Consider the following 21,300-nt stretch of genomic DNA (forward strand, 5'->3'; position numbering starts at 1 on the left):
ATAATAATTGAGGTTTGATTGTATTCGCTGCCGCAAAGCTACAATCAAACCTCAAGGTGTAAAAGGTGCATTTGTCCGAATGCTTACCTTTAGTAAGGAGCATCTATTTTATAGTTATTTGTGTTTTTGGAGGCAGCCCTTTGGCGTTGGTCGTTCTCCGACCGATGAGTTTTCTGGAGAGAAATAATGCATGGAACAGTTTATTTTACATTGCTTGCTTCTACTTTGTTAGATTTTATTATTTTTTCGGTAAAACGTAGTTTAATCGATTTCCTCCTATAATCCCACATTTTCATCCTATCTTGTTTCAAGGTTTTCTATCTACATTTGTTTTTGTAAATCGAATTACGGGATTATCCGTAAAAAAGCAAATTGTAAATTTTTAGAGAACGAAAAATAGGCATGAATCAATTTGTATTATTAAGCTGTTTGTGGCTGGGAGCCTGTGCAACGGCTTTTTCTCAGCAGGCCAGTGGGGTGAACTATCAGTTGGAACCCATGCCGTCAGTGCATAAACCGCTGCCGGAAAACTCTGTTCCGATGGGGGACAGCCAGACTTTTGAGGAAGTGAAACTGGATTTACCAATTACTGCCGGGCCGTATGAGCCCACGTGGGCATCGATAGAGTCCAATTATCCGGGTACGCCCGAATGGTTGCGGGATTCCAAGTTCGGGATATGGATTCACTTCGGACCGCAGTCGGCCGGAGAAAGTGGCGACTGGTATGCCCGCAAAATGTATGTGGAAGGGACGCCGGCTTACGAGAATCACCTGAAGAATTACGGACATCCTTCGGAAGTGGGCTACAAGGAGGTGCTACGCGACTGGAACCCGAAGAAGTTCAATCCTAAAGAATTAGTGGATATTTACAAGGATGCCGGCGCACGTTTTCTGATTATTCAGGGGGTACACCATGACCAGTTCGACTTATGGAACTCCAAATATCAGGCTTGGAATGCCACCCGCCTGGGACCGAAACGGGACTTGATTGGTGAGTGGGAGAAAGCGGCAAGAGAGGCGGATATCCGTTTCGGACTCACTTTCCATCATGAATACTCTTGGTGGTGGTGGCAGACGGCTTTTCAGTGTGATACGAAGGGCGACAAGAAGGGAGTACCGTATGACGGACACCTGACATTAGCTGATGGAAAAGGAAAATGGTGGGAAGGACTGGACCCCAGATACCTTTACGGCATCAATTTGAGAGAATATGAAACAGTGGCTGAGGCAGCCAACTCGCCTTGGTCACCTCCCAAGGCTGGCATTTTTAGCGGGCATCTGGCGTATGCGAAATGGTATGCGAAATGGTGGGCCTTGCGCATGATGGATGCCGTGGATAAATATAACCCGGATTTCATTTATACGGATGGTACGGACCAGCAGCCTTTCAGCGGTTCCGGTACGGGTACGGGATACAAGTGTGACGCCATGCAGCGGGTGATTGCGGATTTTTATAATAAGACACTGGCCCGTCGTGGAAAGGTGGATGTGTTCAGCATCGTGAAGTTCCGCAAGCAGACGAACGGTACGGTGAATACGTGTGAATCGGGAATTCCTGAGAATATCAAGACCGACCAGGCTTGGATTGCGGAAACCCCGGTAGGCGACTGGTTCTATGGCCCGAATTTCGTATACAGTTCAGATGCGATGATACGTTATCTGCTGGAGATTGTAGCGCGTGATGGTTCGGTGGGTGTTTCTATTCCGCTGCGTCCAGACGGCTCATTGGATGAAGGTTGCGTGAAGATGCTGAAAGAGGTCGGTCAATGGATGCGGGTGAACGGACAAGGCATTTACGGCAGTTCCGCTTGGTGTGTATTGGGTGAAGGTAAGGACGGCAAGCTGAATGTGTTGCCGGGTGGATTCATCGGAGGCAGTCAGGCTAATCATATCTTCTATTCTACGGATTTCCGTTTTACGGTAGGAAAAGACAAAGCTTTGTATGCCTGGTGCATGACGGTGCCGAAACCGGGAGAGACTTTGAAGATTGTGTCTTTGGGTACGAACTCCACAGTGGAAAAGAAGAAGGTGACTTCAGTAGAACTGTTGGGTGTAAAAGGTAATAAATTAGAGTGGAAACAGGAGGCAGACGGATTGCGTATTGTGTATCCGAAGTCTGCTTCTTTGAAGACGGCTGTAGGGTTTAGAATTGTATGTGAATGAGGAAAGCCGTCTGTAGGGTTTGAAACGAAAAATGCGGGATATGAGTGTCCCGCATTTTTTTTGTAGTATAGTCTGGTAAGTTTACAGTTTATACCCCCACTGCTCCAAGGCGAACGACCAGTTCTTTTCAACCAGTTCGACGGTCTCAGGCTTGTATTGGTATTTGTTTTTCTTGTACCCTTTCTTCTTGTTGACGTATGCTTCGATGTCGGCACGGGCTTCGTCAAAGCCGGGGAGGTTCAGTTTCTGGTAAATCTCCTGCGTCATATCGAAGGCGTTCTTCTCGTAATCCTCAAAACGGACTTCCACCAAGTTACCTTCCGGAATGAACTTCTTGTCGGCCTCGTACTTGTGATACAGCTTGGCGTAGACAGAAAGGATGTTGGTCTGCAGTTCTTCGTTACTGATGTCCTGCAATTTCAACGGCTGGATGGTGTTGGTGAAGAAACTGCGGGTTGATTCGAATACCGTGTACGGATTACGCATCAGGTAGATGAACTTGGCGTTCGGGAACATCTTCACCAGTTCTTTCACGCGTCCGGTGTGCGGTGGGTTCTTGCTGAGGAATTGTGTGCCGTGGGTGTTCCACAAGGAAATCTTGATCAGTTTGGTGAAGGTTTCCTCAAACACTTTCAGTTCGGCGTCACTGATGTCATCAAATAGCAGGTATTTGTCGGCGTATTCCTGCATGTATTTCGGCAGGAACCAGAAGTTGTAGTACGTGTAAGGCATCATGTTGGCCAGGGCAAACTCTTCTTCCTGTGGAAGGTCGACGGCCAGCTCCATGTTATCGGTCGGACGTTTGTCCGGCATCAGCCAGCTCATGTTCTTCTTGAAGAAGGGTTGTCCCCACATCATCAGGTGCGGAAACACTGTCTGATAGGTGGTGTTGTAGCCAAAATGCTTGTCGCAGGAGAACACGTTGTGCATGAAGGTGGTTCCGCTGCGCCAGTGTCCGAGAATGAACACAGGGTCGTGTTCCAGGGGATTGTCGGCCAGCAGCTTTTCATACCGTTTGTTCTGCAAGGGAACCAGGGTGGACAACAGACGGCATACGGCCTTGGTCAGGCGGTATTTGCCTTTGTACGCCGGGTCGATGGTACGTCCGGCAGTAATCTGGTTGAAGGTCTTCCAGTCGGCTCCTACCAGGGTATTGATGGGGAGTTTATTAAATTCAAGTAGTCCCATAATCTGTTTTGAGGGTTAATAGATTATTTTTTGATTTCCACGGCAATGCCCTGACGTTCCAGTTCTTTTACGGCACGTTCAATGGCTTCGTAATGTTCCGGACCGATGCCCAGTTTCGGCAGGTTGAGGACAGGCAGTTCCATCTGGTTGTGCATGTCTTTGTCGGCCACCTGGTTGATGATCATACCCACGGCACTGGTGTTGTTGGTAATCGGGTCAATCAGGATGAAGGCACCCGTAGCTTTGTTCTTGGTATAAGGGTCGAAGAACAACTCCTTGGAAGAAGTCAGTACCACATGAGCAATTTGGTTGAGCTGCATGGGCACATCTTCCTTGGCCAGGCGTCCGTTTTCCACAGACAGGTGTTCCATGGTGTTGATATCTACCTTGTACTTGATACTGTCAATGCGGGTACGGCTGGTGTTGGTGGTCTGTTTCAGGAAGAAAGATTTCTCCATGTCCATCTTTTCTTCGTCCATCCATACCAGCATGGCTTCGAAGTTACGTCCAATCATCGGCATGTTGTCGGGGTGTACCAGCATTTCACCACGGGATACGTCAATTTCGTCTTCCAGGGTCAAGGTGACAGACATCGGCGGGAAGGCATAGTCGAGTTCTCCGTCGTAAGTCACGATGCTCTTGATGTGCGAACGCTTGCCGGAAGGCAGGGCTACTACCTCATCACCTTTGTGTACCACGCCGGAAGCTACCTTTCCGCAGAAACCACGGAAGTCGAGATTCGGACGAAGCACATACTGTACCGGATAGCGGAAGTCTTTCAGGTTATGGTCGTTACCGATGTGGACGGTTTCCAGGAATTCCAACAGGGCGGGGCCTTTGTACCAAGGGGTACGGTCGGATTTTGCTACCACATTGTCTCCTTCCAAGGCTGACAGCGGAATGCACTGTACGTCGGGGATACCCAGCGGGGTAATGAAGGCTATATAGTCGGCTACAATCTTGTCGAACACTTCTTTGGAGTAGTCTACCAGGTCCATCTTGTTGACAGCCAGTACCACGTGCTTGATACCCAGCAAGGATACCAGATAGGTATGGCGGCGAGTCTGGGTGATGACGCCGGTACGGGCATCTACCAGGATGACGGCCAGGTTGGCAGTCGAACCGCCAGTAATCATGTTACGGGTATATTGTTCGTGTCCCGGAGTGTCGGCAATGATGAACTTACGGTTGTTGGTAGAGAAATAACGGTAAGCTACGTCGATGGTGATACCTTGTTCACGTTCGGCTTTCAGTCCGTCGAGCAGTAGGGCATAGTCGATGTGTTCGCCGGCGTTACCCATACGCTTGCTGTCGCGTTCCAGGGCATCGAGCTGGTCTTCATACAATTTCTTACTGTCGAACAGCAGACGTCCGATCAGGGTGGACTTTCCGTCGTCAACTGAACCTGCGGTCAGAAAACGGAGCAGGTCCTTTTGTTCGTCTTTTTTCAGGAATTCCTCGATAGACATCTTGCCTCTGGCTTCTCCTTCCATCGGGTTGCCTGATTTGCTTTTATCTAAATGTTCCATGTCGTTGCGTAATTAAAAATATCCTTCACGTTTCTTTTGTTCCATACTGGCTTCCTGGTCGAAGTCGATGACACGGGTGGTACGTTCACTCTTTGTGGTGGTCATCATTTCCTCCACAATCTTTTCGATGGTGTCGGCTTCGCTTTCAATGGCGCCTGTCAGCGGCCAGCATCCCAAGGTACGGAAACGGATTTTCTTCATTTCAATCTTGTCGCGGTATTTTTCCGGCAGACGGTCGTCATCGGGCATAATCAACTGTCCGTCGATGTTGACCACCGGACGTACCTTCGCGAAATACAACGGTACGATGGGGATATTCTCCAGACGGATGTACTGCCAGATATCCAGTTCGGTCCAGTTACTCAACGGGAACACACGGATGCTTTCTCCTTTGCGGATGCGGGCATTGTAGATGTCCCAAAGTTCCGGACGCTGGTTCTTGGGGTCCCACTGGTGGAACTCGTTACGGAAAGAGAAGATACGTTCCTTGGCACGTGATTTCTCCTCGTCACGGCGTGCACCTCCGAAGGCAGCATCGAATTTGTATTTGTCGAGGGCGTGCAGCAGGGCCTGGGTTTTCATCAGGTCGGTGTGTACCTTACTTCCGTGAGTGAAGGGGCCTACGCCTGCGCGGAAGGCTTCCATGTTGCTTTCCACAATCAGGTTCCAGCCGTATTTTTTAGCGTATTCATCGCGGAACTGAATCATTTCCTTGAATTTCCATTTGGAATCGATGTGCATCAGAGGAAAAGGAACTTTTCCCGGAGCGAAGGCTTTTTCTGCCAGACGGACCATGACGGATGAGTCTTTTCCAATGCTGTAGAGCATCACCGGATTCTCAAATTCGGCAGCCACTTCACGGATGATATGAATGGACTCGGCTTCGAGTTCTTTTAAGTGGCTTAATTTATATTCTTCTTGCATGGCTAATATATAATTTATTTTTTAGTGACTTTGGGAAGAATCAGGTCGAGCAGCTGGTCGACGGATTCTTTGAGTGACAGTTTGGAGGTGTCGAGCGAAAGGGCCGGATGCGCCGGTGCCTCGAATGGAGCCGAAATGCCGGTGAAGTTTTTGATTTCTCCCCGGCGGGCCTTGGCGTACAGGCCTTTTACATCGCGGCGCTCACATTCTTCCAGCGGGGTGCTGACGTAGATTTCCAGAAAATCGTCTTTCCCGATGATGCGGGCGGCCATTTCTCGGATTTCGTTATTGGGGCTGATGAAAGCTGCCAAGGTAATGATACCGGTATCGACAAACAGCTTGCCCACTTCGGCAATGCGTCGGATATTCTCTACCCGGTCTTCGGCTGAAAAGCCCAGGTTGTTGTTGATGCCGCTGCGGATGTTGTCTCCGTCAAGAATGCGGCACAACAGTCCACGTTGTTGCAGTTCGCGTTCCAGGGCGATGGCGATGGTGCTCTTTCCCGAACCACTCAGTCCGGTGAACCAGATCATAAGTCCGTGCTGGTGAAGGAGCTCTTCCTTATCTGCACGTCCCAGCATGCGGTCGAATATCGGATAGATATGAGTTGCTTTTGAATCGTTCATATTGTAAGGTTGTCTGTTTATATCTGTTTTAAAACGGCCATATCAGCGGGATGAGAAAGACCGATATCAGGAACGTGATGATGTTCAGCGGCAGTCCGATGCGGACGAAGTCGGTGAACTTGTAGTTTCCTATACCTTGTACAATCAGGTTGGTCTGATAGCCGATAGGGGTGGAGAAACTGGCCGAGGCTGCCATGCAGATGACCACGAAGAACGGCATGGGATTGACTCCCAACTGGGTGGACAGTGACAGGGCAATGGGGAAGGACAGGGCCGCCGCCGCATTGTTGGTAATCAGTTCCGTAAAGATGTTCGTAATGATGAACAGCACGGCCAGCAACACATAAGGACCGTAGTCATGGCTCAGGCTGATAATGTAACCGGCCAGCAAGTCGGCCACTCCGGAGTTCTCCATGGCTTTGCTGATGGCAAAGGCACAGGCAATGGTAATCAGAATGTCCCAGGATATATATTTGGTATATTTCTGAGGCGGGAATATCTTGGCCCATGCCATGATGACCGTGGTGATGGATACGAAAAAGAACATATCCAGTTTGATGCCTTCGGGAAGGAATTTCTCAATGCCCGGCAGTTCACCGATGGTGGCTCCCACAATCATGAACAGGAGCAGGAAGAGGGTAAACCAGCGCTTTTTCTTTCCGGCCGGTTCGTATTCTTTTCCGTTGGCCAGCATCAGGAAGACAGAAGATTCTCCCCATGTCTGGATAAAGCTGTCGTCTGTCAGTACCACCAATGTATCGCCTTCGCGGAAACTGACTTTGCTCAGGTTGGTATAGGTACGTCCGTTACGGCGAAGTTCTTTTACTTCCGCTCCATAATGACGCTTGAAGTCGAATTCGCTGACCGTCTTGTTGATACCCGGGAAACGGGGACCGATGACAGCTTCTACCAAATGCCGTGAAGAGTCGTTCTCTTCTTCATTGGCTGTGTCCGGACGGTTGGCGGGTAATAATTTCTTAGAGAACAGAAACAGGTAGATAATGCCTGCCAAAGCGATGAATACACCTACTTTACCCAGCTCGAACATGCTGAATCCTTTCATTCCGGCATCGAGAATCATGCTGTGTACCACCAAGTTGGTAGAGGTACCAATCAGCGTACAGATACCACCGAGAATTGTCACGTATGACAATGGAATCAGAAAGTAAGTGGCCGGAAGCTTGACATAGTTAGCCCACCGCTTGATGATGGGGGCAAATATGACCACCACTGGTGTATTGTTCAGAAAGGCTGATATGAAAGCGATGCTGGGCAGCATGCGCGCCTGTGCCCGGAAGACGGAGGTTGTCTGCTGGGGAAGTAGCTTTTTGATAAGCTGGGTCAAGGCACCGCTTTGACGTACTCCTTCACTGACCAGAAACAGTAAGGCGACCGTAATCATTCCTTTGTTGCTGAAGCCTTCCAGCATTTCTTTCGGGGTGAGAATGCCGGTGCAGAGGAAGACGACGACAACCGAGAATAGAATCATTCCCGGCCGCATCTTGTCCATAATCAATGCGACCAGCATGGCCACAAGTGAAAAAAGTACGATAAGAATCTCGATAGACATACAAATAGTTGGGTTATTCTGCTATGAACCAAGGGTTCAGCAAGTCTGTTTTGTTGTATTGTAGTGGCTCTTTTTTCCCAGCCTGATACACTTCCTTCCCGGAAGCACGGATAATGGCATGGCCGGCAGCGGTATCCCATTCCATGGTCGGGGCAAAACGAGGATATACATCGGCGTTGCCTTCTGCGATGAGGCACAATTTCAGGGAACTTCCTTTGGAGATGGTTTCTACCTGTGCATGCTTCTGCTGCATTTCGTGGATATAGGCTTCCGTCTCAGGAGTCAGGTGTGAACGGGAAGCGACGATGATAAAGTTTTGGTTGGTTCGGTTCGTATACGGCAAACGGTGCGCATGAGCAATCAGCGCATCCAAGGAAGTATATTCACCGGTTTCCGTGATGTGGTCTATCTTGTAGGCTCCTAAGGTGGTGTCGGCAAAATAGAGTTCCTTTTTGACAGGGATATAAATGACTCCTGCTTCGGGGCGACCGTCCTTTACATATGCAATGTTGACGGTAAATTCGCCGTTTCGTTTAATGAATTCCTTGGTGCCGTCCAATGGGTCGACAATCCAGAGTTCTTTCCATTGCTGTCTTTCTTCAGGCGCTATTTTGGCCCCTTCTTCACTCAGTAAGGGGTAGGGAGTGGAAGCCAATGCTTTGGTAATGACAGCATGCGATTTGCGGTCGGCAATGGTTAGCGGAGAATTGTCTGCTTTTCTCTCTATTTCAAAATCTGCGTTCGGGTCTGTATACACCGACATAATTTCTGCTCCGGCGGTAAGTGCGGCCTGGATGGCAGTATATAATATATTTTTATCCATGATAGTATAAATCGCTGTAAAATAACAGCTTTTTTAAATATCGTTTATGGTTGATTATTCGTTTTTTTTGTTCCTGTCCTATTTTTATAACTTCTTTTAAGAAACTACCTCTTTATCAAGTGAATGGAACTTGTCGTGAGGATGTTTCCAAATTCGCCACATGTAGTAAGCACAATGGGTGAAGGCAAACACAAAGGAAATGATTAGCAGGGTTTTATCTTCGTCCCATCCTACGGTTTGCTGGTGCCACAATCCGGTTACTACACTCAGTACTGACAAAATCAATCCCGTAAGGTTTAATACCATATCTCCTTTACGGTGTTTTCGTCCAGGTTCCAGTTTGCTGTGGTGGATACCATAAGACGCATATACATCCAGGCCGATGAGCATCCACAGTACCAGTCGTATCCAGGTATCGGCTGGAAGAAAGCTCATCATGCACAGGCAGGTGAGGATGCCCATGATGGGTACAAAGGGGACGAACGGGGTTTTGAAAGCCCGGTGTACATGGGGCATGGTTTTACGTACTATCAATATGGCAGCACAGACCAGGGTGAAGGCCAGCAGTGTACCGATACTGGTCATTTCGCCGGCAACTTGGGCTGGAATGAAACCGGCCAGCAGGCTGACTACGACCATGAACAAGGCATTGCTATGGACCGGTGTGCGGAAACGGGGATTGATTTTGGAAAAGAACGGAGGTAATAGTCCGTCGCGGCTCATACTCAGGAAAACACGGCTTTGTCCGAGCAGGGTAACCATGATGACCGAGCAGTAGCCGAACAAAATGGCCAGGATGATGGCCTTGTTCAACCATGGATAAACCGGTTGGATGATGCCTTGGGCATCAGGGTATCCCATTTTCTCGATGGCTACGGCTACCGGGGCGATGCCCACTTGTCCACTGAAATCGGTGTAGTGAGCCACTCCCGTCATGACATGAGCAAAGAGAATATATAAAATGGTACATACTAATAAGGATACCAAAATACCGATAGGCATATCTCGTTTGGGGTTTTTGGTTTCCTGGGCTGCGGTACTCACCGCATCAAACCCTAAAAAGGCGAAGAAGACGATGGCGGCCCCTCGGAAAATACCCGAAATACCAAATTCTCCCAATTTACCGGTGTTGGCAGGTATGTAAGGTACGTAATTGTCACTTTGGATGAAACGCCAGCCCAGTACGACGAAAATCAGAATCACCGCAATCTTCAGGAAGACAATCAGTCCGTTGAAGAACGAACTTCCGGCAGTACCCCGCATCAGAATCAGGCTCATGAGTACCACAATGACCATGGCAGGAATATTGACAATACCTCCGTCCCACGGACAGGCCGTGAACGCTTGAGGGAGATCAATGCCTATTCCTTGTAGGAATACGGTCATGTAACGGCTCCAGCTGATACTGACTGTCGTAGCGGCTACGGTATATTCGAGCACAAGGTCCCACCCAATAATCCAGGCGATGAGTTCGCCCATGGTGGCGTATGAATAGGTATAGGCACTTCCTGATACAGGAATCATGGAGGCAAATTCTGCGTAGCAGAGCCCGGCAAAGCAGCATCCGATGGCTGCAATGATGAACGAAAGCGTGATGGCTGGACCTGTATAAGAAGCCGCCACGGTACCGGTAATGGAAAACAGACCGGCTCCAATAATGACTCCCACTCCGAGAGCCACCAGGCTGACAGGACCTAACACACGTTTTAGCGTGCCGCTTCCTGTTTCTTTGGCTTCTGCTTGCAAAGCCTCAATACTTTTTCGAATAAAAAGCCCCATTTTTGCTGTATTTGTGAATTGTGGGGCAAAGATACAAAAAAATATGAAATATTTATTTCAGGTATTGTGTCACCTTTCCACTAAGTTGCAGCAAAGAGATTTCACACATCTTCGTATCATATTCTGCGGAAAGAATACGCTCTTCCGCATCAAGGAGGCTTTTCTGTGCTTCACGCATTTCGATTCCGGACAAATCTCCCAGCAGGTAACGTTCTTTGGCTATCTCATGGTTCTCTTTGGCTGAAATCAGGTTTTGCCGTTCCAAGTTCAACAGTCGGATGTTGTTGCGGTAGGCCTGCCACAGGTTACTCAGGTCGGCCCGGAGTCCTTGTTCCAGTTCGTCGCGGGCCAGCTGGGCGTTGCGGATGGCGAGGCTGGCATTCCGTTTTTCCCGTCGCCGGTTACCGTCAAAGATGTTGAATCCCACGGTGATGCCACCGCTGAATCCCCAGTTACTTCGCTGGCGGGTAGCATTGACATCGTATTTATTTAAGGTATAACCGTAACCTGCATTCAACCGTACATATGGATAGTTGCGCGACAATACTTTTTTATAATCCAGTTGGGCCAGCACGGTATTTTGATCAGCTTGTAGCAAACTGGAGTTGGCTTGGAGGGTACCCTCCCATAAAGCATTGAAATCCAGGTTTTCGTTGACGTCAATCACCGAGTCTTTCACACTGATGGGGCGGTCCATATCTTTGGCGGCCATCAGCTCGTTCAGGTTGATGCGCGAGGTGTGTACCAGTACCCTTTGCTTGATATACTGTGCACGGTCGGCATTGAAGTCCACCGTGGCCTGCTGGTAATCCAGTCGGGAGAAGTTACCGATGTGGTAGCGTTCTTCCACGATGCGCAGACGTTCCCGTGACAGCGACACGGCATAGCGGAAGTTCTTCAATCGGATTTCCTGTTGGATGTAGTTATAGTATTCTGCCGTGAGGGTGGCGATAAAATCCTCGATGGCAATCCGGGTGTTGGTGGCTCCTTGTCGTTCGAGTTCTTTCAGCTGCTTGTAAGTGGTGCTGATGTTGAATCCGTCGAAAATCGTCCAGTTCAAGTCGATACCCGCATCCAGAGTCTGGTCGTATACGCCACGGAGCTTGGTAGTTTCTCCTGTCTCACGCGACTGGCTGTTGCTGTTGTCCGCATTGCCGGTATAGCCAGCGGTCAAATCCACCGTAGGCAGGTACCCCGCATTTCCTAAGGTAGCGTTGTTCTTACTTACCTGTTCTTCGTTGCGGGTGATGCGGAGCGAATAGTTGTTGGCCAATCCTTCTTCCAGGCATTGTTTCAAGGTATAGGTGTACTGGGCCTGCGCCGAAAGTCCCAGGCCGAGCAATAAAAATGCAAGATAAAAAGCCCGTATTCTCATTTCTTTTCTTTTTTAGTGCGGTTAGTCGATATATAAGAATAAATGGCCGGTACGATGTACATGGTCAGGAAGGTAGAAACCAGCATACCGCCCACTACAGCCACTCCCATGGCGATGCGCTGGTTGGCCCCTTCGCCCGAAGCGAAGGCCAGTGGCAACAGGCCGAGGATGGTAGAGGCACTGGTCATCAGGATAGGGCGCAGGCGCTGGAGGGCCGCATCGCGGATGGCCAGCATCTTTTCTTCGCCCGCCTCCTGTTTCTGATTGGCAAATTCCACAATCAGGATACCGTTCTTGGCCACCAGTCCAATCAGCATGATGATACCAATCTGACTGAAGATGTTCATCGTGATGTCGCCGAAGTACATGAAGACCAGGGCACCGGCAATGGCCAGCGGCACGGTAAGCATGATGATGAGCGGGTCCTTGAAACTTTCAAACTGGGCCGAAAGAATCAGGTAAATCAAAATCAGAGCCAGGATGAAGGCGAACATCAGGCTGGAGGAACTTTCGCGGTATTCCTTGGAGTCGCCCGACAAGGCGGTGCGGAACGTGTCATCCAATACCTTGTCGGCAATCTTGTCCATTTCGTCCAGACCGTCTCCGATGGTTTTGCCTTCGGCCAGTCCTGCAGAAATGGTGGCCGAGATGAAACGGTTATAATGATACAGTTTGGGAGGTGCCACGGCTTCCACAAATTCCACTAAGTTGTCCAGCTGTATCATCTCTCCCTTGTCGTTCCGGATATAAATCGACTTGATGTTGGCGGGTTGGTTACGTTGCTGACGGTTGATTTGTCCGAGAATCTCGTATTGCTTTCCGTTCATGTAGAAATAGCCCATGCGCTGCCCGCTCAACCCATATTGCAAGGTTTCTCCGATGTCGCGCACACTTACTCCCATGGTACCGGCTTTGTCGCGGTTGATATTGACACGCATTTCCGGACTGCTGAATTTCAGGTCCACGTCAGCCATCTGGAAGGTAGGGTTGTCGTACACCTGAGCCAGGAACTCCGGCAATACCTCCTGTAGTTTTTCAATACTGACGGCCTGAAGCACGTATTGTACCGGCATGCTGGCTCTTCGTCCGCCGAAAGAAGACTGCTGCTGCACGAAGGAACGGGCTTTGGTGTGTGTACGGATAGCCTTGGAGATTTTTTCAGCTACTTCCATCTGGGTGTAATCGCGTTCCTTGATGTCTTTCAGAGTGACTTGGATGTTTCCGCTTCCACTTGATACGCGGGCGGTGATAAAAGCCGCATCCGGCACGATAGAATCCACCAGGGTATTGATTTCTTCCGTATAGTCACGGATGTATTCATAGCTGGCTCCTTCGGCCGCACTGGTCCGGATGTTGATTTGCGAGCGGTCTTCCAATGGAGCCATTTCGGCTGGAATATGGTTCCATAAGTAGCCGATGAGGGCTAGGGTAATCAGAATGAATGGGATAGCGATGATACGCTTGCGCAGAAAGGCCTGGAGTGAACGGGAGTACAGACGGTTCATGCCTTCAAAAAAAGGTTCTGTTTTCCGGTAAAACCAGTTCTGCTTTTCTCGGCGTTTTAGCAGTTTGGTAGCCAGCATCGGGGTGAAGGTTAAGGCCGAGAAGGCTGAGATAATGACGGAGCCGGCTACTACGAAACTGAATTCGCGGAAGAGGCGTCCGCTGGTTCCTTCCATGAAGACAATCGGGATGAACACGGCGGCCAAGGTAATGGTGGTGGAAATCACGGCAAAGAAAATTTCTTTGGCTCCCTCAATACCTGCCTCAAACGGTTTCATGCCTCTCTCGATGCGGATATAGATGTTTTCGGTCATCACGATGGCGTCGTCGACCACCAATCCCACTGACAGAACGACAGCCAGCATGGTGAGCACGTTGATGGAGAATCCGGCAATGTACATCACGAAGAAGGCACCGATGAGGGAGACCGGAATCACGATACAGGGAATCAAGGTGACACGCCAGTCGCGCAGGAAAAGGAAGATAATGATGATAACCAGTGCAAAAGCCTCGTACACGGTACTTTCCACTTCTGCAATGGAGGCACGGATAAAGCGGGTGTTGTCGAAACCGTACGTGTATTCCACGTCATCGGGCAGGTCCTTCTTCATCTGTTCCATGCGTTCGTACACGGCGTCGGCAATGTCGATGTGGTTGGCGCCCGGTTGAGGAATGACGACAACACCTACCATGGGCACTCCGTTCATCTTCATGTAGCTCTTCAGGTCGGCCGGTCCCAGTTCCGCGTAACCGATGTCACTGAAACGTACCACCTGTCCGTTTTGTTCTTTCAGGATGATGCTGTTGAACTCCTTGGCCGTATGCATCTGTCCCATGGTGCGCAGGGTCAGTTCCACGGTGTTCCCTTCAATGCTACCAGAAGGCAGTTCCAGGTTTTGGTCGTTGATGGCGTTCTTGACATCCACGGGCGTAATGCCGTAGCCAGCCATCTTGACTGGGTCGAGCCACAAGCGCATGGAGTAACGCTTTTCTCCCCAAATGGAGACGCTGCTCACGTCGGGAATGGTTTGCAGTTGCTCCTTGACGGTTAGGTCGGCAATTTCACTCAGTTCCAGCAAGGAACGGGTGTTACTTTGTATGGCCACCATGAGGATGGGGCTGGCATCGGCGTCGGCTTTGGATACGGTAGGAGGGTCGCAGTCGCGGGGCAGGTAGCGCTGGGCGCGCGACACTTTGTCACGCACGTCATTGGCCGCGGTTTCCAGGTCGACCGACAGTTCGAATTCCACGGTGATGCGGCATTGTCCCTGTTGGCTGGTGCTTGACAAAGAACGGATGCCCGGAATTCCGTTGATGTTCTGTTCCAGCGGTTCCGTAATCTGGTTTTCAATCACTTCTGCGTTCGCTCCCGGGTAACTGCAGGTCACGGAAATGATGGGATTGTCCACTGACGGGTATTCGCGTACCCCTAAGGTGGTGTAACCAATCAGTCCGAAAAGCAGGATGATGATGGTGAGCACAGTGGCCAATACGGGCCTTCGTATACTAAGTTCGGAGATGTTCATAAGGCAGAAAGTTAATCGATTTGGTCAAGAATTACCGGCATGCCGGTACGCAGCTGCAAGGTACCGGAGGTCAGGATGGTATCTCCGGCCGACAGTCCTTTCAGTATCTGTACTTCTGCTTCTGTACGAATGCCGATTTCCACATCCACGGGTTCAGCTACTCCCGAACGGTACAGGAATACCTTGTTCTTTCCCATTTCAGGGACGATGGCTTCCGACGGAATGGCGATGGCATTGTGAATTTCTTTCTGCTTCAGTTCGATATCCGCATAGCGTCCGGGCAACAGTTCTCCGTTCCGGTTCGGATAGAGGGCGCGGACGGTCAGCGTATGGGTTTCTTCGTTGATGCGTGATTCCGTGGCATAGACCTGCGAGTTGAAAGCTTCCAGTCGTCCTTCAATCTTGAAAGTCAGGTTTGTACCTTTCTTGATTTCACGGGCATAACGCTCCGGTACGGCAAATTCCACTTTGAGTGGCGTGATTTTCGTCAACTTGGCAATGACCGTTGTGGGGGAGGCGTAGGCTCCTAAACTGACCTGCCGCAATCCGATGATGCCGTCGAACGGGGCCCGGAGTTCCGTCATGGCTATGTTTGCTTTCACGTTCTCGATGTCTGCATTCAGGGTAGCCAGTTCCGTTTTCACCTGCTCATACGCTTCCTTGCTGACCGCATCACGCTGTAGCAAGGCATTCTGGCGGAACACACGGTCTTCGGCCAGCGGCATTTGGGCTTCCAGCCGTTTCAGCTGGGCCTGCAATTGGCTGTCATTTACTTTGGCCAGTAGTTGTCCTTTGGACACGAAAGAACCTTCCGTAAAATCAATGCTCGTGATTTTCCCGGAAGTTTCAAACGACAAGTCTACTTCCTCATCCGGTATCAGCCTGCCGCTGACAAACAGCTGGTCGGTGAGCAAGTGTGGTTTCAGTATTTTGGCATTTACATTGAGTGCCTTTGACTTGTCGGTCGGTACTTGCTTTTCAGCGGCTTCCAGTTCTTCATTCTTTCCAGGAGTAAACGTATGAATGGCCAGGGCGACGATGCCTGCTCCTATCAATACGATGATTCCCCATTTGATTCGTTTGTCCATGTGTGTTTTTCGTAAGGTTTGAGGTTAAATAGGTTAATAGGCCGATCGGTATTTCCCTTCCTCTTTATCTTCCAGTATGTTCAGGTAAGAGGCATACCGTGACTCGCTGATGTAGTGGTTCTCCACGGCTTCGCGTACGGCGCAGCCCGGCTCGTGGCGGTGGGTGCAGTTCCCGTATTTGCAGTGTGCGGAGAATTCGAATATTTCCTTGAAGTAGTGTCCCACTTCCTCGTCTTTCATGTCAAAGGTACCGAACCCTTTGATGCCCGGGGTATCGATGATGTATCCGTCGCCTTCCACCGGAAACATTTCGGAAAAAGTGGTGGTGTGCATGCCTTTGTTGTGTGCCGTGGATATTTCGCCCGTCTTGACATTCTGTTCCGGTAGGATGGCATTGATGAGGGTGGACTTTCCTACACCGGAATGTCCGGAGAACAAGGTCACCTTGCCTTGCAGGGCTTGTTTGATTTCCTCTATGCCAGTACCTTCCAGTGCAGAAATCCGGTAGCAAGGATATCCGATATGGGTGTACAGGTGAATCAGTCCCTCCAGGTAATGCAATTCCTCTTCCGTGTAGCGGTCCACTTTGTTGAATACCAGGCAGACCGGCACGCGATAGGCTTCAGCGGAGGCCAGGAAACGGTCGATGAAGATGGTGGAAGTTTCCGGATAGTTCACTGTGACCACCAGCATGCACTGGTCCAGGTTGGCCGCAATGATGTGCGATTGTTTGGAAAGATTCGAAGAACGGCGGATGATGTAGTTTTTCCGGTCTTCTATTTCGGTAATGAATGCGGTCCCTTCCGCATTGACATTGATTTGTACCCGGTCGCCCACGGCGATAGGGTTTGTGCTGCGTATTCCTTTCAGGCGGAAATTTCCTTTTATCTTACATTCAATCAGCTTTCCCTCGTCGGTTTTGACCAGATACCAGCTTCCTGTATTTTTAATGACCAGACCTTTTTCCAATAGATGTAAATTTAAAAAAAGAGGAGGGAAGAAATCCTGACGGTTCCCTCTCTCCTCTTATGGGGGTGAATAAAATTTATACTGTCATGATTTCTTTGTCCTTGGCAGCCAGCATGTCGTCAATTTGCTTGATGTACTTGTCGTGTACTTTCTGCAACTTGGCTTCCGAGTTCTTCTGTTCGTCTTCCGGCATACCGTCTTTTACGGCTTTCTTCAAGGCATCGATGGCGTCGCGGCGTGCGTTGCGGATGCTTACCTTGGCAGTTTCTCCTTCGCCTTTGCACTGCTTGCTCAGTTGTTTACGGCGTTCCTCGGTCAACGGCGGGATGCCCAGGCGGATGATTTCACCGTTGTTTTCCGGCATGATACCCAGCTCAGAGTCGATAATCGCCTTTTCAATGATGCGAAACATGCTCTTGTCCCACGGTTTGATGGCAATGCTGCGTGCGTCGGGAGTAGTCACTGCGGCTACGTTATTGATGGGCACCATGCTTCCGTAAGAGTCTACGCGGATACCGTCCAGCAGACGTACGTCGGCTTTTCCGGCACGGATGTGAGCCAGCGCGTCTTCCAGGTACATGATTGCCATATCCATTTTCTCTTCAGCTTCGCTGATAATAGTTTTAGAATCTGCCATATATTTCTTGCATTTATAGGTTTTATATTCTCTGATAAGTATTTATGTGAACAAAAATAAGCTATTTTTTATTCTCTTGCAATACTTCGGAACATAAGTTTGTGTCTGTCTGGCCCGAAACTTGCCGGAAACTTCTTATCTTTGTTTGTCAACTTAAAAATCAGTACGGTTTATGATTACACTTTATTTGGCCCGTCACGGACAGACGGAAGAGAATTTGAGTCGGATTTTTCAGGGGCATTTACCGGGTACCTTGACGGAAGAAGGCAAGCGGCAGGCGGTGGAACTGGGACAGGCTCTGCGCGAGATTCCGCTGGATGCGGTGGTGAGCAGTGACCTGAAGCGGGTGGTGGATACAGTACAGCTGGCCGTGGGCGACCGACATCTGCCGTGGCAGCAGACCGCTTTGTTGCGGGAAATCGACTGGGGGCCATGGACTGGACTGACAGTGGGCAGCGTGGATTTGAGTCATCCGCCTGTCGGAGTGGAGACTCCTCAAATGTTGTATGACCGTGCTGGAACTTTTTTGGAGTATCTGTGGCAGCATTATGACGGGAAGCGGGTACTGGTCGTGGCGCACGGGCAAATCAACCGCAGCTTGGAAGCCCGGATAAAAGGGGTGGCATTGGCTGATCTTCGTACGGTTCCCTTGATGAAAAATGCCGAATTCCACCAATATGAACTGACACGTGAATAAATAAAAACGGCAAGGAACAGTGGTTCGCTATTCCTTGCCGTCTGTTTATTTAAAAGGATTGGATAATCAATTGTGTACCAGTGTACCGATGTTTTCGCCCGACATCACTTTCTTCAGGTTACCTACAGTATCCATGTCGAATACAATGATTGGCAGGTTGTTTTCCTTGCACATGCAGGTAGCGGTCAGGTCCATAACCTTCAGGCCGCGTGACAATACTTCATCGTATGTAATGTCGTCAAACTTCGTAGCAGTCGGGTCTTTTTCCGGGTCGGCGGTATAGATTCCGTCCACGCGGGTACCCTTCAGCATCACGTCGGCTTCAATTTCAATGCCTCGCAGTGAAGAGCCGGTGTCGGTGGTGAAGAACGGATTACCTGTACCGGCTGACATGATGACTACTTCTCCGTTTTCCATGGCCTCAATGGCTTTCCATTTGGTATAGAATTCACCGATAGGTTCCATGCGGATGGCGGTCAGTACGCGTGCCTTCACGCCGGCAGCCACCAAGGCAGAACTCAGTCCCAAGCTGTTGATAACTGTAGCCAGCATACCCATCTGGTCGCCTTTCACACGGTCGAAGCCTTTCCCGGCTCCTGATAATCCGCGGAAAATGTTACCTCCACCGATGACGATACCAATTTGTACCCCCATGTCATGGATTTCCTTAATCTGCTGTGCATATTCGCCCAGGCGCTTTTCGTCAATACCGTATTTTTTTTCTCCCATCAAGCTTTCGCCGCTGAGTTTTAACAGGATGCGTTTGAATTTTGCCATAATCGTAGTTGTTTTATTAGTTGGTACAAAGTTAGTAATAATTTCGGATATCCCCGCTTTGTGATGAAAACTATGACAAGGGATGTAAGCCTGTAAGCTGCTTTCGGTAAAGGATGATTCCTTGCACGATACCCCGCAGCGCCAGGTACACGATGAAAGCCATCCAGAGGGCATGGTTTTCCAGCGTGTGGTGCAGGCCGTAGTAAAGGAGGAAGAAGCTGGCGGAGGCAACCAGCATGGCAATCAGCATGAGGCGGGTAGCCGTGGCCCCGATGCAGACCCCGTCGAGCAAAAAGGCGGAGAAACCGGCCAGTGGGATGGCCAATACCCAGTAAATATATTCTTCGGACGCAGTTATGACAGAGGCATCATCCGTCAACAGGCCGAGAAATCCTTTTCCTCCCAATCCGTAGAGCAGGGTAAACAGCAGGGAAAGAGAAATGCCCCACTTGAAAAGATGTTTTACGGTTTGTATCAGGGCCTTGTGGTTCCGTGCTCCGATGTATTTCCCGGTGAGGGCTTCTCCCGCGTAGGCAAATCCGTCCATGAAGTAGGAAAAGAGGGTGAACAATTGCATGAGCAAGGCGTTCACTGCCAGTACCACATCGCCGTATGCGGCTCCCGTGGAGGTGAAAAAGACGGTCACGGCAATCAGGCAGAGGGTACGGAAGAAGATATCCCGATTTACCTGGAAGAAGCGTTTCATTTCGGTTCGGTCGAACAAACCTTTCTGGTGCAAGTATTTCCGAAGCGGACGATAGTAGATAAGCCAGAGCAGGCAGGCCATTCCCAGTCCTGCATATTGTGCCACAAGGGTGCCAAGGGCCACTCCTTCCACTTTCATGCCGAGGGAGAAGACGAAAAACAGGCTGGCAGCAATGTTGACAATGTTTTGGGTAATGGCGATGAACATCGGGAAACGGGAGTTCTGCATGCCGATGTACCAACCGTTGAACCCGTAGAGCCCTAAGGTGGCCGGAGCTCCCCAGATACAGATATGGAAATACAGCGTGGCCAGCTTCTGTACCTCTTCACTCGTATCGATGAAGGTAAAAGCTAAGCTGCGGATGGGAAATTGCAAGATCAGCAGGGCAAGAGCCAGCAGCAGGCTGATGCTCAGTGAGCGGAGCAGGATTCGGGTAGATTCCTGCAAGTCGTGCCGGCCGTAGGCCTGGGCGGTGAGTCCTCCTGTGCCCATACGGAGAAAGCCGAAGAGCCAGTAAATCATATTGAACAGCATGCCTCCCACGGCGATGGCCCCGATGTAGGAAGCCGCTCCCAGGTGGCCTACAATGGTGACGTCAATCAGTCCCAGCAGCGGGACGGTGATGTTGGACACGATGGAGGGCAGGGCGATGTGCAGAATTTGTCTGTCGGTCGTCTTCATAAGATGTACTCCACTTCCTTGAATAAATAACCTCTTATGTTTCCTTGTGCGTCTTCCAATATCAGGCGACCGTTGGGTTCGATGTCCACGATACGGGCCTGGAACTGTCCGTTTTTGTCCTGGAACGGGTGTAAGCCTTCTTTGCGATAGAGGGCTTCCTTATAACGCGTTTCCAGTAAGTCAGTCTGTCCTTCCTTCAGCCGTTGGTAATAGTCGGCGACCTTGTCCATGATTTGCTCTAAAATCTCACGGACGTCATACCGGTTGCCTGTAATCTGGCATAAGGAGACCGGATTGGGGGCATCGCTGTAGAAACGTTCCTGATTCAGGTTCACCCCGGTGCCCGAGATGGAACGGCTGATGTGGATACCGGTCAGGTCATTTTCAATCAGGGTGCCGCAAATCTTTTGGTCTCTCCAGTAGATATCGTTGGGCCATTTGATGGAGATGCCTTCCGTATGACTCGACAGTACATCATACAAGGCCAGGGCAGTGACTTGTGACAGATAGAACTGGCGGTGTGCCTCCAGAAAGTCCGGATACAGCACAAAACTGAAGAGCAGGTTCTTGCCTGCTTCCGACTCCCAGCTGTTGCCCCGTTGTCCGCGGCCGGCCGACTGGAAAGAAGAATATACACTGGTGAGTTCCGGACACGTCTGCGCATTGCAAAGGTCCGACAAATAAGAGTTGGTAGAAGTGGTTTCTGCCAGTACAATAGGTTCGGGATATTTCATGACTT

General features: G+C 50.0%; 17 protein-coding genes. 2 read left to right on the top strand and 15 right to left on the bottom strand.

Going from position 1 to position 21,300, the window contains the following annotated elements; translation table 11 throughout:
• The first annotated feature begins 402 nt into the window (after positions 1 to 402).
• Positions 403 to 2,163 carry an alpha-L-fucosidase gene (locus RDP42_RS03660; protein ID WP_308762579.1) on the top strand — a complete coding sequence of 587 codons (1,761 nt, stop codon included), beginning with the start codon at positions 403 to 405 and terminating at the stop codon, positions 2,161 to 2,163.
• Positions 2,164 to 2,244: 81 nt separating this feature from the next.
• Here RDP42_RS03660 and RDP42_RS03665 read toward each other — a convergent pair whose 3' ends face one another.
• The 12 genes from RDP42_RS03665 to frr form a co-directional block, all read right to left on the bottom strand.
• Complete coding sequence (locus tag RDP42_RS03665) at positions 2,245 to 3,351, bottom strand: sulfotransferase (RefSeq protein WP_308762580.1); 1,107 nt, start codon at positions 3,349 to 3,351, stop codon at positions 2,245 to 2,247.
• 23 nt (positions 3,352 to 3,374) lie between these two features.
• Positions 3,375 to 4,820, bottom strand: a complete 1,446-nt coding sequence (gene cysN / locus RDP42_RS03670; protein ID WP_374046912.1) for a sulfate adenylyltransferase subunit CysN — start codon at positions 4,818 to 4,820, stop codon at positions 3,375 to 3,377.
• 72 nt (positions 4,821 to 4,892) lie between these two features.
• Positions 4,893 to 5,804 (bottom strand): sulfate adenylyltransferase subunit CysD, encoded by a 912-nt coding sequence (gene cysD / locus RDP42_RS03675; protein WP_148329772.1) that lies wholly within the window; start codon positions 5,802 to 5,804, stop codon positions 4,893 to 4,895.
• A gap of 14 nt (positions 5,805 to 5,818) precedes the next feature.
• The gene (gene cysC / locus RDP42_RS03680) at positions 5,819 to 6,430 is read right to left on the bottom strand and encodes an adenylyl-sulfate kinase (protein WP_177865688.1); all 612 of its coding nucleotides are present in this window, start codon (positions 6,428 to 6,430) and stop codon (positions 5,819 to 5,821) included.
• A gap of 28 nt (positions 6,431 to 6,458) precedes the next feature.
• Positions 6,459 to 8,000, bottom strand: a complete 1,542-nt coding sequence (locus RDP42_RS03685; RefSeq protein WP_308762582.1) for an SLC13 family permease — start codon at positions 7,998 to 8,000, stop codon at positions 6,459 to 6,461.
• Between the two features lie 13 nt (positions 8,001 to 8,013).
• Positions 8,014 to 8,823: a 3'(2'),5'-bisphosphate nucleotidase CysQ gene (gene cysQ / locus RDP42_RS03690; protein WP_308762583.1), complete on the bottom strand. Its 810-nt coding sequence runs from the start codon at positions 8,821 to 8,823 to the stop codon at positions 8,014 to 8,016.
• Positions 8,824 to 8,919: 96 nt separating this feature from the next.
• On the bottom strand, positions 8,920 to 10,602 hold the full coding sequence (locus RDP42_RS03695) for an amino acid permease (protein WP_308762584.1): 1,683 nt from the start codon (positions 10,600 to 10,602) through the stop codon (positions 8,920 to 8,922).
• A 52-nt stretch (positions 10,603 to 10,654) separates the two neighbouring features.
• A complete protein-coding gene (locus RDP42_RS03700) occupies positions 10,655 to 11,977 on the bottom strand; it encodes a TolC family protein (RefSeq protein ID WP_308762585.1) in 1,323 nt (440 codons plus the stop codon).
• Positions 11,974 to 15,006, bottom strand: a complete 3,033-nt coding sequence (locus RDP42_RS03705; RefSeq protein ID WP_308762586.1) for an efflux RND transporter permease subunit — start codon at positions 15,004 to 15,006, stop codon at positions 11,974 to 11,976. Before RDP42_RS03705 ends, RDP42_RS03700 begins: the two co-directional genes overlap by 4 nt.
• Before the next feature lie 11 nt (positions 15,007 to 15,017).
• Positions 15,018 to 16,094 carry an efflux RND transporter periplasmic adaptor subunit gene (locus tag RDP42_RS03710; RefSeq protein WP_308762587.1) on the bottom strand — a complete coding sequence of 359 codons (1,077 nt, stop codon included), beginning with the start codon at positions 16,092 to 16,094 and terminating at the stop codon, positions 15,018 to 15,020.
• A 33-nt stretch (positions 16,095 to 16,127) separates the two neighbouring features.
• Complete coding sequence (rsgA, locus tag RDP42_RS03715) at positions 16,128 to 17,063, bottom strand: ribosome small subunit-dependent GTPase A (protein WP_308762588.1); 936 nt, start codon at positions 17,061 to 17,063, stop codon at positions 16,128 to 16,130.
• 76 nt (positions 17,064 to 17,139) lie between these two features.
• On the bottom strand, positions 17,140 to 17,700 hold the full coding sequence (gene frr, locus RDP42_RS03720; RefSeq protein ID WP_204475053.1) for a ribosome recycling factor: 561 nt from the start codon (positions 17,698 to 17,700) through the stop codon (positions 17,140 to 17,142).
• Positions 17,701 to 17,872: 172 nt separating this feature from the next.
• On the opposite strand from frr, the gene RDP42_RS03725 reads away from it, so the two are divergent.
• Entirely contained in the window at positions 17,873 to 18,397 is a 525-nt protein-coding gene (locus RDP42_RS03725; protein WP_308762589.1) for a histidine phosphatase family protein, read from the top strand.
• 66 nt (positions 18,398 to 18,463) lie between these two features.
• Here the strand turns inward: RDP42_RS03725 and pyrH are convergent, their stop codons facing one another.
• From pyrH to RDP42_RS03740, 3 genes are all read right to left on the bottom strand, one after another.
• Complete coding sequence (gene pyrH / locus RDP42_RS03730; protein WP_177865661.1) at positions 18,464 to 19,174, bottom strand: UMP kinase; 711 nt, start codon at positions 19,172 to 19,174, stop codon at positions 18,464 to 18,466.
• 70 nt (positions 19,175 to 19,244) lie between these two features.
• On the bottom strand, positions 19,245 to 20,561 hold the full coding sequence (locus tag RDP42_RS03735) for an MATE family efflux transporter (protein ID WP_308762590.1): 1,317 nt from the start codon (positions 20,559 to 20,561) through the stop codon (positions 19,245 to 19,247).
• The gene (locus RDP42_RS03740) at positions 20,558 to 21,295 is read right to left on the bottom strand and encodes a biotin--[acetyl-CoA-carboxylase] ligase (RefSeq protein WP_308762591.1); all 738 of its coding nucleotides are present in this window, start codon (positions 21,293 to 21,295) and stop codon (positions 20,558 to 20,560) included. Before RDP42_RS03740 ends, RDP42_RS03735 begins: the two co-directional genes overlap by 4 nt.
• Positions 21,296 to 21,300: the final 5 nt, after the last annotated feature.

It is taken from the genome of uncultured Bacteroides sp. (assembly GCF_902472605.1).
Taxonomy (GTDB): domain Bacteria; phylum Bacteroidota; class Bacteroidia; order Bacteroidales; family Bacteroidaceae; genus Phocaeicola.